Annotated in this window: 17 protein-coding genes and 1 pseudogene; 6 read left to right on the top strand and 12 right to left on the bottom strand. The window is 70.3% G+C overall.

Annotated features, from left to right (window positions below; genetic code table 11):
- Window positions 1-29: 29 nt before the first annotated feature.
- From GWI24_RS26055 to GWI24_RS26025, 7 genes and pseudogenes are all read right to left on the bottom strand, one after another.
- Complete coding sequence (locus tag GWI24_RS26055; RefSeq protein WP_210948339.1) at window positions 30-221, bottom strand: hypothetical protein; 192 nt, start codon at window positions 219-221, stop codon at window positions 30-32.
- Window positions 218-820: a hypothetical protein gene (locus tag GWI24_RS26050; protein ID WP_210948338.1), complete on the bottom strand. Its 603-nt coding sequence runs from the start codon at window positions 818-820 to the stop codon at window positions 218-220. Before GWI24_RS26050 ends, GWI24_RS26055 begins: the two co-directional genes overlap by 4 nt.
- A gap of 101 nt (window positions 821-921) precedes the next feature.
- Window positions 922-2127, bottom strand: a complete 1206-nt coding sequence (locus GWI24_RS26045; protein ID WP_210948337.1) for a helix-turn-helix domain-containing protein — start codon at window positions 2125-2127, stop codon at window positions 922-924.
- A 110-nt stretch (window positions 2128-2237) separates the two neighbouring features.
- A pseudogene (locus GWI24_RS26040) lies at window positions 2238-2831 on the bottom strand (DUF5753 domain-containing protein); the annotation flags it as partial.
- Window positions 2832-2947: 116 nt separating this feature from the next.
- Window positions 2948-3799, bottom strand: a complete 852-nt coding sequence (locus GWI24_RS26035) for a helix-turn-helix transcriptional regulator (RefSeq protein WP_210948335.1) — start codon at window positions 3797-3799, stop codon at window positions 2948-2950.
- A 22-nt stretch (window positions 3800-3821) separates the two neighbouring features.
- Window positions 3822-4355 (bottom strand): DUF6879 family protein, encoded by a 534-nt coding sequence (locus GWI24_RS26030; RefSeq protein WP_210948334.1) that lies wholly within the window; start codon window positions 4353-4355, stop codon window positions 3822-3824.
- Window positions 4330-4587 (bottom strand): hypothetical protein, encoded by a 258-nt coding sequence (locus tag GWI24_RS26025; protein WP_210948342.1) that lies wholly within the window; start codon window positions 4585-4587, stop codon window positions 4330-4332. Before GWI24_RS26025 ends, GWI24_RS26030 begins: the two co-directional genes overlap by 26 nt.
- Before the next feature lie 227 nt (window positions 4588-4814).
- Here GWI24_RS26025 and GWI24_RS26020 point away from each other — a divergent pair, with 227 nt between their 5' ends.
- The 4 genes from GWI24_RS26020 (at window position 4815) to GWI24_RS26010 (ending at window position 6537) form a co-directional block, all read left to right on the top strand.
- The gene (locus GWI24_RS26020) at window positions 4815-5192 is read left to right on the top strand and encodes a DUF6415 family natural product biosynthesis protein (protein ID WP_210948333.1); all 378 of its coding nucleotides are present in this window, start codon (window positions 4815-4817) and stop codon (window positions 5190-5192) included.
- 2 nt (window positions 5193-5194) lie between these two features.
- A complete protein-coding gene (locus GWI24_RS26015; RefSeq protein WP_210948343.1) occupies window positions 5195-5404 on the top strand; it encodes a hypothetical protein in 210 nt (69 codons plus the stop codon).
- Between the two features lie 412 nt (window positions 5405-5816).
- Complete coding sequence (locus GWI24_RS46340) at window positions 5817-5945, top strand: hypothetical protein (RefSeq protein ID WP_281790566.1); 129 nt, start codon at window positions 5817-5819, stop codon at window positions 5943-5945.
- Between the two features lie 79 nt (window positions 5946-6024).
- Window positions 6025-6537 carry a hypothetical protein gene (locus GWI24_RS26010; protein WP_210948332.1) on the top strand — a complete coding sequence of 171 codons (513 nt, stop codon included), beginning with the start codon at window positions 6025-6027 and terminating at the stop codon, window positions 6535-6537.
- 235 nt (window positions 6538-6772) lie between these two features.
- Here GWI24_RS26010 and GWI24_RS26005 read toward each other — a convergent pair whose 3' ends face one another.
- The 5 genes from GWI24_RS26005 to GWI24_RS25985 form a co-directional block, all read right to left on the bottom strand.
- Window positions 6773-7993 (bottom strand): amidohydrolase, encoded by a 1221-nt coding sequence (locus GWI24_RS26005; protein WP_210948341.1) that lies wholly within the window; start codon window positions 7991-7993, stop codon window positions 6773-6775.
- A gap of 228 nt (window positions 7994-8221) precedes the next feature.
- Window positions 8222-9505, bottom strand: coding sequence for a hypothetical protein (locus tag GWI24_RS26000; RefSeq protein WP_247616895.1), 1284 nt, complete (start codon window positions 9503-9505; stop codon window positions 8222-8224).
- A gap of 116 nt (window positions 9506-9621) precedes the next feature.
- Window positions 9622-10560, bottom strand: coding sequence for an N-acetylneuraminate synthase family protein (locus tag GWI24_RS25995; RefSeq protein ID WP_210948331.1), 939 nt, complete (start codon window positions 10558-10560; stop codon window positions 9622-9624).
- The gene (locus GWI24_RS25990; RefSeq protein WP_210948330.1) at window positions 10561-11760 is read right to left on the bottom strand and encodes an acylneuraminate cytidylyltransferase; all 1200 of its coding nucleotides are present in this window, start codon (window positions 11758-11760) and stop codon (window positions 10561-10563) included. It lies immediately after the preceding gene.
- A gap of 71 nt (window positions 11761-11831) precedes the next feature.
- Entirely contained in the window at window positions 11832-13193 is a 1362-nt protein-coding gene (locus GWI24_RS25985; RefSeq protein WP_374103341.1) for a DUF6716 putative glycosyltransferase, read from the bottom strand.
- A 187-nt stretch (window positions 13194-13380) separates the two neighbouring features.
- Between GWI24_RS25985 and GWI24_RS25980 the strand changes: the two genes are divergently transcribed.
- Both GWI24_RS25980 and GWI24_RS25975 read left to right on the top strand, forming a co-directional pair.
- Window positions 13381-14358 carry a glycosyltransferase family 2 protein gene (locus tag GWI24_RS25980; RefSeq protein ID WP_210948329.1) on the top strand — a complete coding sequence of 326 codons (978 nt, stop codon included), beginning with the start codon at window positions 13381-13383 and terminating at the stop codon, window positions 14356-14358.
- Window positions 14358-15767, top strand: a complete 1410-nt coding sequence (locus tag GWI24_RS25975) for a polysialyltransferase family glycosyltransferase (protein WP_210948328.1) — start codon at window positions 14358-14360, stop codon at window positions 15765-15767. The genes GWI24_RS25980 and GWI24_RS25975 overlap by 1 nt, the downstream gene beginning before the upstream one ends.
- Window positions 15768-15863: the final 96 nt, after the last annotated feature.

The raw sequence follows: 15863 nt of genomic DNA, 5'->3' as shown, positions 1-15863 counted from the left end.
CTGGGTACGGGCGACCTGGTATCGGTGCCTCATTCGCTCTCCTCACATCGGGCCTGCCGCGCGGCCTCCTCGTAGGCGCGGAGCAGCCGCTCCCCGGTCTCGCACCCGGCGCCGGGCGTCCGGCAGGCCAGGCAGCCTGCGGCGTGCTCGACGGCGGCGCGCCACGCCTCATCGGCGAACGGGTCCTTGGTCTGCTCGGCTGTCTGCTCGGCGGCCGTCATCGGGTCCTGCCCCGGTCGAGGGCACGGCGCCTGGCGGCGGCCTGGGCGACGGCGTCGCGCGGGTAGTCCCGGGCGTGGGTGGGGCAGGCGTAGACGGTCGTGCTGGCCACACTGCCGCTGTGCTCGATGGCCACCGGGACCGGTTCGTCGGTGGGGAGCTGACATCGGTAGCACAGCTGTCGACCGTCCGGCGTCGGACCGAGGACGTCGTCGAGGGCCTGGCGCAGGGCGCGGACCAGGTGATTGATGTCGGTCAGATACCGGTCCGGGCCGAGCGGGATCCGCCAGTACGTCCGGTGCTCAGCGCTCCAAGAGGCGGGCGGCACGCCGAGGAGGGTCCCCTCGTCGGCGAGCTCGGTGAGGACGCGGACCTGGCGCATGCGCCAGCTGCGGACGGTGGCAGTGTCGATGCCGATCAGCCAGTACATCTTGCCGTAGGTGTCGTCCTGGATGACGGCGCCGGATCGGTCACCGAGCAGTTCCAGGGCTCGCTCGGCGACGGTGGCAGGCGCGGAGACGGCGTCCCACCATTTGCCCACCGGTAAGAGCTCGATGTCCTCGGCGTTCTGCGGTGTCCACGGCAGGGGTCTGGTCATCATGGTCGGCTCCGTGCACGGTCTGTGTACTGACCGTCACATCGTGCCGACCTTCGAGGCTGACAGTGTTCCCAGATAGGGAACAATGGGGCGCCCTGATGCTGCTACATGCCGACCCACGAAGCCAGCGAGGACAGGGTTTCGGGCGCCCGCCGCTGACGACGCACGAGGACACCGATCGTCTCGCGCACCAGAGGGTGATACCGGGCCTGCTGCGGGGCGACCTTGCGCGCCCTCACCAGAAACCGCTCAGCAGTTTCCGCCTTGCCCATCTGCGCGTAGGCGCGGGCCATCTCGATGTAATACCGGCCCACCCGCATGCGGGGGTGGGTATCCGGGAAGTACAGCTTCTTGGACAGCTTGACCGCCTCGCCGAGCTCGCCGAGCTCCACGTTCGTCGCGACGTCGAAGTGCTGCACGCTCGTCAGACCGAACGACGACCAGTAGACGTCCGGCACATCCCGGCCAATCTTGGCGGCCATCTCGCGTGCCAGGCCCATATATCCGGTGACAGCGTCAGCGTCCTTGGCTTGGGCAGCCGCGATGGCCGACGCGAGGTGCAGGCTCCCCGTCACCGCGAGCGCCTCCACAGACTCGGGCCGCTCGACCTGGCCGATGAGCCGATGGCCGCGGGTAATGACCTGCAGTGACATCTGGTTGTTGCCCCGCCGGAGCAGCATGCTCGACCGCTTGTTCAAGCGGATGGCGAGCAGCAGCGGATCTTGCGCCTGCTCGGCCATCCACCCCATGCGCTCCAGCGCGATGGATGCCAGATCGTGGTAGCCGACCCGGTAGGCGAACTCGTATGCGACCCAGTAGCACCAGCTCAGCGACGAGGCCGCACGCCGGTAGCTGTCACCCGGCGACAGCAGGCTGACCATAGTGGTGAGTTCGCCGAGGAGGCCGGGCAGTTTCGACCCGATGTCCTTGTACTCGGTGGCGGAGGCCCCGGCGCACAGTACGCGGACATCGCTCTCTACCTGGTCGATGGGTCGGGGGGTGATGTGAGGATCCGGCCCGAGGTCGTACATGTCGAGCGCCTCGGACAGCGGGGAGATCAGACGGTCGAGATGATCTTGCTGCAGCTCGGAGGTGTACGGCTGGCCGTTGAGCACGGCGATGTCGACTTGGAGGACTCGGGCGACAGCGGCTACGACGGAGGGTGTCGCTGGCGCCAGGCCGCGCTCGACCTTGGCGATGGTGCCACGGGAGAGGAACGAACGCTGCGCGAGTGCGGTCTGGGTGAGTTGACGCAGCTTCCGATAGTCCGCGATGCGTGCGCCGGTGTGTTCCTCATTGCTCTGTGGCATGCCGAACTCCGTTCTGACCTCGACACTCAGAACGGTACCCGCGGTCGGCTCCGCCAGTACGGGTGATCGGTCCCCCGTTTGGCGGATTCGAGGGCCCCTCGCGCCCGGAGTCAGTGCAGGGCTTCGATGGCCTTCAGGATCAACGCCCGCGCCTCGGCCCCGTACAGGGCCATACCGCGCAGTCGCTCGAACGTCTTCAGATATTGGGCGAGTTCGCCGGGCTGAGTCACGTTCACCTGGGCGGTCACCAGCTCGACGGACACTGTCCGGTCGTCGTAGATGTGGAAGGTCTCCTCGGTCCAGTGCGTCCGCCGGGCCGCCATCGGGATGATCCCGAGCGACACTGCGGGCAGCGCGCCAGTAGTCAGCAGGTAGCCCAACTGGGCGGCCATGGCGTCCGTGTCCGCGACCCGGCAGTACAACACCGACTCCTCGATGACCACGACGAAGCGGTGCCCCTCCTTATGGATGATCCGGGACCGCTCGATCCGCGCGCGGGCCGCAGCCTCACTGTCGTCGGCAGGCAGGTCGTGGACGCTCGCGGCGATCCCAAGGACGGCCCGCGCGTAGCCCTCGGTCTGCAGCAGGCCGGGAACCAGGGTGGAGGAATAGACCCGGAACAGTTCTGTGTCCTCGTACAACTGCACCCGGCTGTCTTGAAGCTGCTTTAGACCGCTGCGGACTTGGTGGCGCCATTCCCGGTACTCGATGGACGGTTGGGGCATGTCCTCTCCCTGTTTCGTCGTACGCCGATGTGCACCAACCTCGCCCGGCGGGGCGAGCTTTCGCGCGGGCGAGGGAGCTCTTGTCGTGCCTGAGGTCAGTGCAGGGCCTCGATCGCCTTCAGGATCAACGTCCGCGCCTCGGCCCCGTACACGGCCATGCCGCGCAGCTGCTCGAACGCCTTCACGTACATAGCGATCTCCGACGGCTGGGTGACGTTCACCTCGGCGGAGAGCAACTCGACGGAGACCAGCGTGTCGTCGTGCACGTCGAATGTCTCCTGCGGCCACAGAACCCGCTCGCGCGTCCCAGCCGGGATGATGCCGAACGACACTTGCGGCAGGGCGCCCGCAGTCAGCAAGTAGCCCAGTTGGGCAGCCATCGCGTCCGCGTTGCCAAGCTGGTAATACAGCACGGCCTCCTCGATGAGGAACACGTAACGGTGGCCCGGCTCGTGGATGACCTGCGACCGCTCCAGGCGGGCCGCCGCAGCCTCCGCCCCGTCATCGAGGACCTCAAGAAACCGGGCATTCATCGACAGCAGCGCTCTCGCGTAGCCCTCCGTCTGCAACAGGCCGGGGACCAGGACCGGCGAGTAGACGCGCAGCAGTTCCGTGGACCGGTACAGCTGGGTGTAGCTGTCCTGGAGCTTGGCCAGACCGGTGCGCACGCGGCGCCGCCACTCCCGGTACAGGGACTGGGCGTGCTGCGAGGCCGCGATCAGGTCCGCAGCCTGGTCGAGAGCATCGGCTGCGCGGCACCACAGGCGGATGTCCGTTGGTGAGGGTGGGGTGTGGGCGTTCTCGATCCGGGACGTCTTGGCATGGTGCCAGCCGCACCGGGAGGCCAGCTCAGTGACCGTCAGTCCGGCATTTCTCCTCAGGTCGCGCAACTGGCGCGCCACGTTCTCGCGGGCGGCTTGGGCTGAGGACGACGGTGAAATGGTCATGAGCTGGCCGTGGCGCTTCCTGTCAGTGGATCTCGTACTGGTCGTGAGGGATCGCGCGGTCCCACACCGCGTCGAAAGCGTCCGAGCACTGTTTGACGATGACCGGCTCGGTCCGCAGCTCCATGTCCAGGTCAGCCCAGTTACCGTCTCCGGTGAAGTGGTTGAACAGCACCTGTGTTCCGTCGAAGAGCCACAGGTCTGCGCCCGGAAGCATCAGATCGACGGCCCGGCGGCGGGGAAGCCACCGCACCTGCTCGCCTGCGGCGACGTTCACGACGGTCCCGGCATGCTCGTAGCGGATGTAGTCGGTGACCGGCTCGGACACGATGCGTGCTCGGCGCACCACGACGCCGCGAGCGACCGCGCGGGAGATCATGTCGGTCCACGGCGCCCAGTACTCGGAGGCAGGATCGACGTCCCGACGCCCAGTGGCCAGCCAGGAGTTGAAGTCGTCGGCTTCATCGCCGACGGCGTACTGGTCGCGCATCTCAAGGTGCACTGCTGAATGCTGTGCGGCCTGGAACAGTTCGTCAAAGCTGAGCGCGTTCTGCGACATCGCATGCCTCCCTCAGGACCGGGATCAGGCGGGCCGGGATACGGATGACCGTTTCGTGCTCGGGAATACCAGGCGCGTGCCCCGGCGCTGGCGTCTGGATGCACTGGGTGCGAGTGGCGTCGTCGGCGGTGTAACTCTGGATCACGATGTCCGCAGTCTCCTGGTCCACCCAGGCCGTAGGTGATCCGTTCTTGCCGGTGTCGGGGTCGATCCCGATGAACTGTAAGGGCATGGTCGTCTCCCGTGTCGTCGTGCGCTGATGTGCACCAAACTCGTCCGGCGGCGAGGCCTCGTCAAGAGCACAAATAAGCCTTGCAGCACGGTGAAAGCCTGCGCGCACATCCATGCACATTGCTGGCTGTGCCGCACATCTCACTCCTAGCATCGACGGGCACGACGAAACCCCGGCGAGGCGGCGGAGCCTCCTGGGGCGCGGCCAACGCCACAAGGAGCGCCAGCATGGCCACTTCCACCGCCCGTCCGCCGACCGGCGAAGAGCGGGACCAACGCCCCCTCGACTTCCAGACGATGCGCGCCAGCACGCGCCGTCTGCTCGCCGAAGGCGCCGAACTCCTCTCCCTGGAGGAGGTGGAGACGCTCACGCTCCGGCTGCGCGGGCACATCATGGTCACCGTCCCCGAAGTCGAGGAGATGGCCGGCAGGCTCCCCAGGAACGACACTCGGCGCGCCTGCGCACGCGCCTGCATCGGCGAGGCCCGCATGCGGATGCGCCTGGAACCCGGCGCCACGCTGCCCGCCCGGATCGCGCACGCCCAGCGGCTCGCCCGCTCCGTCAACGCCCTGTGTGACCACAACGAGAGCCTCGGCGGGAGCTGACCGTGTCATCCCGCATCGGGTGGCAGTGGCGCGACGAGAGCAGCGGCTACGCCCACAGGCAGAAGCTCCGCGAGGAGTGGCGCACCGCCTTGGAGCACGCCGCGGGCTGCCTGGCCTGCCGGATGCCCGGCGCCGTCTGCTCGGAGGGCGGGCAGTTGCTACGCGCCTATGAGGAGGCGACGCGACAAGCCCGGTCAGGCGGCGGCGAATGAGGCATCGCCGACAAGCTCATGCCGGGCAAGCCGCGCTGCTTGTTTTCGGTGCCGCACGGATGGGCCTGCTGCTCTGTGCTGTCCCCGTGATGCTGGTGCTCGCGGTTTGGCTCTGCTTCGTGAGCACCCCGGCCACATAAGCCGGGTGGGTCGCTGGCGTTCCGGGCCCCCGTACCGGACGACGGCGCCGGCGGCCCGCCCTCCAAGACCCCCCTGCCGGTCGATACAGCCAGGCACGGCCGCCGACAAGGCAGGCGGGGACGAAGGGACTCCGGTACCGGCCTGCACCACCGGCCGGAGTCCCTTCCAGCAAGGCTCGCCCCGGCCTCCCGCTTGCAGGCCAGTGGCCGGGACGAGCACCGCGCCATCGCGCGGGGACACCCCTGCGCGAGTGAACTCACCGGAGGCCCCAATGCGATTACAGCATGTCGTCGTCCGTCAGGACCCCGAGGACGGCGACACCATGCCGGACACGGATGCCCCGTCACCGAGCGGTCGGGCGCCCGGCGACTCGGACGACGGCCGCCAGTACGCCAAGTAGCCGGCGTCAAGCGCCCTGGGTAAACGGCGGCCCGCGCCCGGAAGCGCGGGCCGCTCCCACCACGCAGGAGGCATCTCTGATGACCGCTCCGCCCCCGCCCATGCCGACCCACTGGCACTGCTACCGCTGGACCGGGGAGCGCCGCACCTACGACGACGAGTCCGCCCGGCGGCCACCGCACCTCGTCGTCCAGGACATCTCGCCCCAGGAATGGAAGCAGATCGCGGCGGCCAGCCCCGCCTTCATGGCGAGCGACGTGCCGCCGCTGGAGGTACCGCACTGGCTGCTCCGCCCAGCCAGAATGATCAAGGCCACCTTCGAGGCACCGGACAAAGCCTCCGCTTGGTACCGAGACCAGATCAGCGAGTTGAGCCCGTCATTCCTGACCGACCATGACAGGGACTCCTCCCGGCAGGCCGAGCGGTTAGCGGCAGCGGAGGACCGGCTCAGCCGGGGCGGGGATGTCGTAGGCGGCTGGTACCTGCGAGGCACCGGATTCGCCTCGGTCCAGGTCGTCGCCTGCAGCGTGAACCGCATCCGCCCGACGATCCCGTGCCCGATGGGCCGCGGGGCCGGTTCGGCGGCAGGCTGAGGCTCGGCATTCCCGGCGTTCCCAGCGTTCCCGAGGAATAGCCCGAGGTCTGCGACCAGCTTGCCGAATACCTGGTCGGCGGCAGCGCGAGCAGTGTGGCAGGCGGCCAGACGGGGTCGGGCCGAAGGCCGGACGAGGAGGCGCACGTCAGAGGCGCCGGCGGTCCGGGGCAGCGCGGTCGGCATCGACGCGCGCGGCGGTGCCGACGGCCGGGTGGCGTACGCCCCCGCCGGGCTTACGCGTTCCGGTCCAGCAGCACGGCGGCCGTGAACAGCTCCACGCCCACCGCGATCGCGCCCTCGTCCACGTCGAAGTCGCCCGCGTGGAGGTCGCGCCGGGTGGTGTCGCCGACCTTGCGGACGCCGAGGCGGGCCATCGCGCCGGGCACCCGCTCCAGGTACCAGGAGAAGTCCTCGCCGCCCAGGGACTGCTCGGTGCCCTCGACCGCGTCCGCGCCCCGGCGGGCGATCATCGCGTCCCGCAGCAGCTCGGTGGAGCTCGCCTCGTTGACCACCGGCGGGACCCCGCGGATGTAGTTGATCTCCGACTTGGCGCGGTGCAGGGTGGCGATCTCGTCCACCGCGGCATGGACCAGGTCGGGCGCCTCCCGCCAGGCGGGCAGGTCCAGGCAGCGGACCGTGGCGGACAGCTCGGCGTGCTGCGGGATCACATTGCAGGCGTGGCCCGACTGCACCCGGCCCCAGGTGACGGCCAGGCCCGAGCGGGCGTCCACCCGGCGGGCCAGCAGCGCGGGCACCTCGGTGATCACCTTGGCGACGGCGGTCACCAGGTCGGTGGTCAGATGGGGGCGCGCGGTGTGGCCGCCCGGCCCGTCCAGGGAGACCTCCAGCCGGTCGCAGGCCGAGGTGATCGGCCCGACCCGCAGCCCGATCCGGCCGACCTCGACCTTCGGGTCGCAGTGCAGCGCCAGGATCCGGCCCACGCCGTCCAGCACGCCCGCCTCGATCGCGTCGGCCGCGCCGCCGGGCAGCACCTCCTCGGCGGGCTGGAACAGCAGCCGCACCGGACGCGCCAGCCGGCCCTCCCGGGCCAGCTCGGCCAGGACCAGACCGGCGCCGAGCACCACGGTGGTGTGCACATCGTGGCCGCAGGCGTGGGCGCGGTCGGCGACGGTCGAGCGGTAGTCCACCGTCTTGGTGTCGGGGATGGGCAGCCCGTCGATGTCCGCGCGCAGCGCCAGCAGGGGCGCTACGCCGTCGCGCGGGCCGATGTCACAGATGAGACCGGTGCCGGAGGGCAGCACCCGCGGCTCGAGTCCCGCCTGCTCCAGCCGCGCCTTGATCGCGGCGGTGGTGCGGAACTCGCAGTTGCCGAGCTCGGGGTGCATATGCAAGTCGCGCCGGAAGGCGATGAGTTCGGCACGCAGCTCGTCGGAGAGCGTGCCGGGCAGCGCGGGCGCGGCGGTGGGTGTGACATCGGTCGCATCGAGGGACATCAATTGCTTCACCTGAAGAAGCGTAGAACGCCAGGTGGGTCCACCGAATGTCGATCAACAAAATTTCAATCTGTTCGGGTACGCAAAAGTACCCGCCCCGCTGCATGATCCTCCTAGTCAGGGGGTATAACAGCGGGTTTTCGCGGTCGGCCGCGGGTGAGATGTGCCACACGGCCGTACGGGCGACGAGCTCAGAACCTGAGACGCCTCAGGACGCCGCGACCGGTCTCAGGACGCCGCGACCGGTGCCGCGGGCGGTCCCGGGTTCGCCGGCGGGGCCGCCTCCCGCTGCGAGGCCGCGTCCCGCTTCGGAGCCGCGTCCCGCATCGAGGCCGCGTCACGCTGCGGGAACGAGTCCCTGGGCGGGACCGAGTCCCTGGGCGGGGCCGAGTCCCTGGGCGGAGCCGCGTCTCCCGGCGGGGGTGACCCCATCTGCGGCCCCGAGCCCAGCCGGCGCACATCGCGCGCCGTCCCGGTGACCCCGGACAGGAAGCCCTGGGCGCGCGGGGAGGCGTCGCTGGTCAGCCAGGCGGGGTCCACATCGCAGACCGCCACCTGGACGCCGGTGCCCACGAGCGCGAGCGGCAGGGTGTGCACCACGGTCGAGGGGAAGCTCACGATCGTGTGGCCGATGGGGCCGCGGCGGGCTATCAGCTCGAGCGGCAGATCGGGCCGTACGATCTCCAGACCCACCTCGGCCGAGACCCGGTGCAGCTTCTCGGCGCTCTCCCGGCGGTGGGCGAAGTAGCGGGTGGCGCCATGGGCGCGGGCCAGCGAGCCGACCGCCTCCAGATAGCGCTCCAGGTCCACCACGCCCGTCTCGACCAGGGACGTGCCCACCAGGTCGGTGCCCCCGGTGAGCCGGGGCGGGCCGAACCGGGCGCGGGTCCAGGCGAAGTCGTTGGCGGTGATGGTGACCCCGGCGGGCGGCTCCACCGGCATCGAGCTGAAGACCTCGACCCGGCGCTTGGCGCCCGGGGTGAGCCGGCGGCGCGCGGTGGCGGAGACCGGCGCGAACACCATGTCGCGCGGCCCCTTGCTGCCGCGCCGGTGCCAGCGCACCAGGGGCTCGCCCTTGGCCAGCTGGGAGATGAACTCCATGGTGGCCGTGCCGTCGTCCACCACGACCAGGTCCTTGGCCCGGGTGAGGGTCAGCAGCAGCTGGACATAGCGGGAGAACGGATCGCCTATGACGATCCGCCCGGCCCGGCGCAGCGGTCCGCGCAGTCCGCCGATGGTCTTGATCGGCGCACCGGCCCCGCCGCGGGCGTCCTCCCAGCGCACGGCGAAGCCCTCGTCCCGCGCCAGTTCGGCCATCCGGCGCAGCTGGCCGCGGGTCATCGGATCGTGCGGGGAGAGCACCACCACGGTGAGGTCCTGAGGCGCCGTGGCCTCGGGGCCCCCGGCGCGCTGGGCGTCGGCGTACGCCCACTCCAGCACGTTCAGCAGCTGAACCGGGCTCTCGACGAAGGCAAGCGTGGCCGGAGGGGCAAGGGGGGCAGCGGAGACCATCGCACCGTCCAAAGGCAGGGCCCGGAAGCGGCGGGCAGCCCCCGAGGAGTCAGGGGTGCCCGCCGCTTCCGGGCAAGGGCCGGGCTCACCGGCCGGTGGATTCACGGCAGAGTGCCTCAGACCGCGGCGGGCTCGCGGTCGGCGGACTCGGACTCGGACTCGGCGACGACGCCCGCGACACGGCGGAGCTTCTTCATCGGGCCGAGCTCGCTCTCGTAGACCTTCTTGACGCCGTCACCGAGGGACTCCTCGATGGTGCGGATGTCCCGCACCAGCCGCGTCAGGCCCTGCGGCTCGACCGAGGCGGCCTGGTCCGAGCCCCACATGGCGCGGTCGAGGGTGATGTGACGCTCGACGAACGCGGCACCGAGCGCCACGGCGGCCAGGGTGGTCTGCAGACCGGTCTCGTGGCCGGAGTAGCCGATCGGCACGTTGGGGTACTCGGCCTGGAGCGTGTTGATCACGCGCAGGTTGAGCTCCTCGGCCTTGGCCGGGTACGTGGAGGTGGCGTGGCACAGCAGGATGTTGTCGCTGCCCAGAACCTCCACCGCGTGGCGGATCTGCTTGGGGGTGGACATGCCCGTCGACAGGATGATCGTGCGGCCGGTCGCCCGCAGGGCGCGCAGCAGCTCGTCGTCGGTCAGCGAGGCGGAGGCCACCTTGTGCGCCGGGACGTCGAACTTCTCCAGGAAGGCGACGGCCTCGGTGTCCCACGGGGAGGCGAACCAGTCGATACCGCGCTTCGCGCAGTGCTCGGAGATGGCGCGGTACTCGTCCTCGCCGAACTCCACGCGGTGGCGGTAGTCGATGTAGGTCATCCGGCCCCAGGGGGTGTCACGCTCGATGTCCCACTGGTCGCGGGGGGTGCAGATCTCCGGGGTTCGCTTCTGGAACTTGACCGCGTCACAGCCGGCCTCGGCGGCGACGTCGATCAGCTTGAACGCGTTCTCCAGGTCGCCGTTGTGGTTGATGCCGATCTCACCGGTGACATAGACCGGCTGGCCGGGTCCGGCGGTCTTCGCGCCGAGGGTGCGGAGGCGAGAGTTGGAGCTCACTTAAGACAGTTCCTTTCCGAGAATCCACGAGGCGATCTCGCGGATCGCGCCGTCCCCTCCGGGGGTGGAGGTGACCGCACGTGCGGCGCCGCGCACGACGTCGTGCGCACCTGCGACCGCCACGGGCCAGCCGACGAGGCCGAAGCACGGGAGGTCGTTGACGTCGTTGCCGACGTAGAGCACGCGCTCCGGCGCGATGCCCTGCTCCTCGCACCACTGCTTCAGTGCGAGATCTTTTCGGTCGATGCCGTGGAGCACGGGGACCTGGAGTTTGCGGGCCCGTGCGGCGACGACCGGGTTCTTTTCCGTGGACAGGATCAGCAGTGCCAGCTCAGCGCGGCGCAGGGCGGCGATCCCGAGCCCGTCGCCGCGGTGCACGGCCACGAGTTCGCGTCCATCGGAGTCGACGAGCACCCTGTCGTCGGTCTGGGTGCCGTCGAAGTCGAGTACCACCGCGTCGATGTCATCGCGGGTGGGGAGGGCGCCCGGCCGCTCGGCGTCGAACAGCGGGGCGAGCGCGCGGGCGCGGGCCAGATCGTGCGGATCGTCGATCTCCAGCACCCGGGCGGGGTCGGTGCGCACCAGGTCGGTGCGGCCGAAGAAGCGGTGCCCGGCCTCGCGGAAGCCGCGCGCGTCCATCGCGTAGGCGGCGCCGGTCTCCAGGAAGTCCTGGGGGCGGTCCTGGCGGCGCGGGCGGTACGACTTGTCATGGTTGACCCCGTCGCCGCCGTCCTCTTGCGGGTTCTCGCCCTCGCGCCAGACGAAGCCGTGGAAGGGGGCGACGGTCAGGGCGGTGTCGGCGCCCTTCTCGGCGACCGCCGCGGCCACCCCGTCGATGTCCTCGCTGATGATGAAGGGGCTGGTGCACTGCACCAGGAGCACCACGTCCACGGTGGTGTCGTGCGACGCCTCGTAGGCGTCCATCGCGTGGATCACCGCGGCCTCGCTGGTCGCGGTGTCCCCCGCGATGTCGGTGGGCCGCTGGATGACCACCGCGCCGGCACCGCGCGCCGCGGCCGCGATGCCGGTGTCATCGGTGGAGACGACCACGTCCGTCACCAGGCGGCTCGCCCGGCACTCCATGACCGCGCGAGCGACCAGCGGCACGCCGCCGACGGCGGCGAGGTTCTTCGCGGGGACGCCCTTCGATCCGCCACGGGCGGGGATCACGGCGAGCACACACGGGCTCGAGGCGGTCATGGCGGCTCCTTCAGGGGTTGCAGAGGTGATCGAGGCCCCCAGGGCCTCCTCTTGATTCGCGTTCGCGTCGCTCACAGCTCCCCCATCCGCCGGATGACGGGAGCCACGCGCTGGACGCCATGGCGATAGGCGCCGCGGGCCGCTTCCCGCATCGTGTTGCGCACCACCCGCCGCAACGCGGAGACCTGCGCCTCGTCCTCGCCGGAGGCCCCGGGGCGAGGTGAGCCGTCCGGCTCGAAGCCGTACCGGGCGAGCCGGCCGGGCAGATAGCCGGGGGCGGTGACGGGTGTGTAGAAGGGGTCGAGCGGCGGCAGGGCCGGTGCGGCGGCCAGCTCGGCCACCCGCTCCCGCGCGGCGTCGAACCAGGTCTCGTACGGCCCGTCGGCGGCCACGCCCTGGCGGCTGAGCCACTCGGCGTCCGGCTCGGGCAGGTGCCCGGCGTCCAGCTGGTCCCAGGAGGCCAGGCAGCCGGAGCCGAGGAAGTGGTGGTTGCCGAGCGTCTCGCGCACCCCGAGGTCGGTGAGCACGGCGGTCGGTACGGAGCGGTGCAGCGACTCCAGGGCGGCCGTGGAGCTGACCGTGACCAGCAGGTCAGCGGTGTCCAGGACCTCGCCCATGTTTCCGTAGGCGAGCCGGAAGTTGGCGGGCAGATCGTCGCCGAACTTCGCGATCAGCTTCTGGTAGGGAAGCTCCTCGATGTGGGTGGTGTGCTCGCCCGGCTTGGAGCGCAGCTTGACCACGACCTCGCGGTCCGGGTGGCGGCGCGCGTGCTCCACCGCGCGGCGCAGCAGATAGGTGCGGTCGGCGCGGTTGTCCGGGACGGACGGCTGGACGGCGAAGACGACCGTGCCGCCCGGGTACTTCCGGCCCAGCCGCGCCTTCTCGTCGTAGCGGTCGCCGCCGAGGAAGGGCAACGCGCACTCCACGACGCTCTCCGCGTCGGCGCCGACGCCCTTGTAGACGTCACGGAAGCGCTCGGCGTCATGGCGCGAGTTGGCCAGCACCACATCGGCGCCGTGGCGCAGCAGCAGCCCGTCGGCCAGCTTCTCGTAGACGACGCCGACATAGCCGGTGACGACCACGGGACGGCGGTCGGCGCCCTCCCAGGCGTGGCGCAGTCCGTGCAGCATGGCCTGGACGGCGCCGCCGACCAGGGAGAGGACGATCACGTCATAGCGCTCACGGTCCATCGCCCGTACGAATTCCACGCCCGTGACCTCGCGCATCGCGTCGGCGCGCACCCCGACCTCGGTGAGCTGCCGGGCGGTCGGCGTGGCGCGGCCGCGCAGCAGGAAGCCGTCGAGGCGGCGCTCCGAGGCAGAATCCGACCCGTCCGGTACGAGGCGATGCGCGGTGAGCGCGCCCCATTTCCACCGGGTGTCGGAGTCGGCGAGCACGGCGACTCGCACAGGGGATTTGGTACGTGAGGACACGTCGGAGACGCTAGGAAGCGTTGTCGATTCACGGCCCAACGCAAGAGCAACAAAGGGTTAACAGAACATCGACGATTGGAGAATCGGCTGGCTGGAGCGGCGGGTTAACCGTTCCGACGTTCTTCGTTCACCTTTACGTACACCCTAGGTCAAGACGAATGCCGACCGGCGACCTAGCGTCACCCGCGTGGTTAAGCTCTCCGTCATCGTGCCGTTCTACAACGTGCAGACCTATGCCCCCGACACGCTCAGAAGTCTGCGCGCGAACGCGCGTGAGGACTTCGAATTCATTCTCGTCGACGACTGTGCCACCGACGGGACGCCGGAGATCCTGGAGCGGGCAGAACGCGACCTTCCGGGGGCCGTCTACGTACGGCACGAGAAGAACGGTGGGCTGGCCACCGCGCGGAACACCGGCCTGGACAACGCCACGGGGGAGTACCTCGCCTTCCTCGACGGCGACGACTGGCTGGCCCCCGGCTACTACGCCCAACTGCTCGCGGCGATCGAGGACTTGGGGTGCGACTTCGTCCGCACCGACCATGTCCAGTGCACCGCCCGGGCGCGCTCCATCACCCGGGTGCCGCACGGCCACCGCAATGAGGTGATGAACCCCCGGGACGTGATCCTCCCGGCCGACCGCTCCACCTCCGTCGACTACCCCTACGCCTGGGCGGGCATGTACCACCGCCGTCTGGTCGACGAGGGGCTGCTGCACTTCACCCACGGGCTGCGCACCGCCGAGGACCGGCCCTGGATCTGGCGACTGCACCGCGAGGCCCGCAGCTTCGCCGTCCTCGGGCTGGCCGGGGTGTTCTACCGGCGCGGGGTCTCCTCCTCGCTCACCCAGATCGGCGATGTGCGGCAGCTCGACTTCATTCGCGCATTCGACCAGGTGATCGAGGAAACCGCACGGGACCGCGACGCCGACGCCCTGCTGCCGAAGGCCGTCCGCACCTATTGCGCGATCATTTCCCACCACCTCGGCAACATCGAGAGATTCGAACCACAAGTGGCCCGCAAACTCCGTTCCATGTCGGCGGCGGCGATGAAACGCATGCCCCAGGACGTATTGAAGGACGCACTGGATTCCATGGACTACGAGCGCGCCGCACGACTGCGGCGAGTCAAGCGCCGGTCCGCGGGGGCGGAGGTGGCGGCCTGATGTCCGCCTACAAGCCCCTGGCGGAGCGCAAGCGCACCCAGATCTTCCTCGCCTCGACCCTCTACGGGGCGGCGACCCTCGCGGCCGCGATCGACGCGGGCAGCGTCGGCCCGGCCGACCGCCGGCTGCTGCTGATCAGCAACAACGCGGCGACGCCCGAGACCACCCCGCCGGTGGACGAGATGCCCGGCTTCGAGCGGCTGCGCGGCCGCTTCGACCGGGTGCTGTCCTGGAACGAGACGATCTCGCCGTTCCACCCCGGCGGCTGGGCCCCGCGCGTCGACGACGCCCCGCTGTGGGAGCGCCATCTGCGGCTGCTGTGGAACCTCGGCGACGACAAGGTCGAGCTGATCCTGGAGTCCATCCAGGTCAACCCGGCGATGGCGGTCGCCAATGTGTTCCAGGGCGCGCCCATCGACGTCTACGCGGACGGGCTGATGAGCTACGGCCCGACCCGCAACAAGCTGGACCCGCTGATCGGCACCCGGATCCGCCGGCTGCTCCACCTCGACCTGGTGCCCGGGCTGCGGCCGCTGCTGCTGACCGAGTTCGGCGTCGAGCCGGAGATCCTGCCGACCGAGGTGTTCACCAAGGTGCTCAGCGAGGTGGCCGAGGCCGCCCCGCGCGGCGTCGCCTCCGCCAGCGAGCGGATCGCGGTCGGAGGTGGCCCGGCGCTGATGCTCGGCCAGTACCTGTCCGCGCTGGACATCCTCTCTCCGCAGGAGGAGGAAGAGCTGCATCTGCGGATGCTGCGCGGCGCCGTGGCGCTGGGCCACCGCACCGTCGTCTTCAAGCCGCACCCCACCGCCCCGGCCCGCTGGTCGCGGCTGCTGGAGAAGAAGGCCGCGGAGCTGGGCGCGGAGCTGACCGTCATGGACACCCCGGTCCTCGCCGAGGTGCTGTACCAGCGGATGAGCCCGGCCCTGGTCATCGGCTGCTTCTCCACCGCGCTGCTCACCGCCGACGTCTTCTACGGGCTCCCGGTGGCCCGGATCGGCACCGACACGCTGCTGGAGCGGCTCACCCCGTACCAGAACAGCAACCGCATGCCGGTGACGATCGTGGACGCGCTGCTGCCCGACCTCGAGGACCACAAGGCGGTGGCCGCCGCCCAGCCGGTGGACGAGCGGGCGGGCAAGCGGCTGACCGGGCTGGTCACCGCCGTCGGCTTCTGCATGCAGGCCAAGATCTACCCGGATCTGCGGCCCGCGACCGAGCGCTATCTGGCCGCCCACCTGGACAACAACACCTGGCGCTACTTCAAGAAGCGCCGGCTGACCGCGCTCGCCCTGCCCGGGGCGGTGCCCTCGCAGCTGGCGTTCATCCCGCGCAATGAGACGGTGCGGCGGGTCGCCCGCCGTGCCCGGGCGCTCAAGAAGGCCGCGCTGAAGAAGGCCGCGACGGGCTGACCAGCTGACCCTTCCCTGTTCATGACCTGCCATCACGAAGGAGCCACGGCGTGAGCGCCGACCACGGGGTAAGCCACATACGCACCGGCGCCTCGG

This window comes from Streptomyces sp. MK37H (assembly GCF_018035285.1).
Taxonomy (GTDB): Bacteria; Actinomycetota; Actinomycetes; order Streptomycetales; family Streptomycetaceae; genus Streptomyces; species Streptomyces endocoffeicus.
The sequence above is the reverse complement of the archived record's forward strand: the minus strand, read 5'-3'. Positions and strand labels throughout refer to the sequence as shown.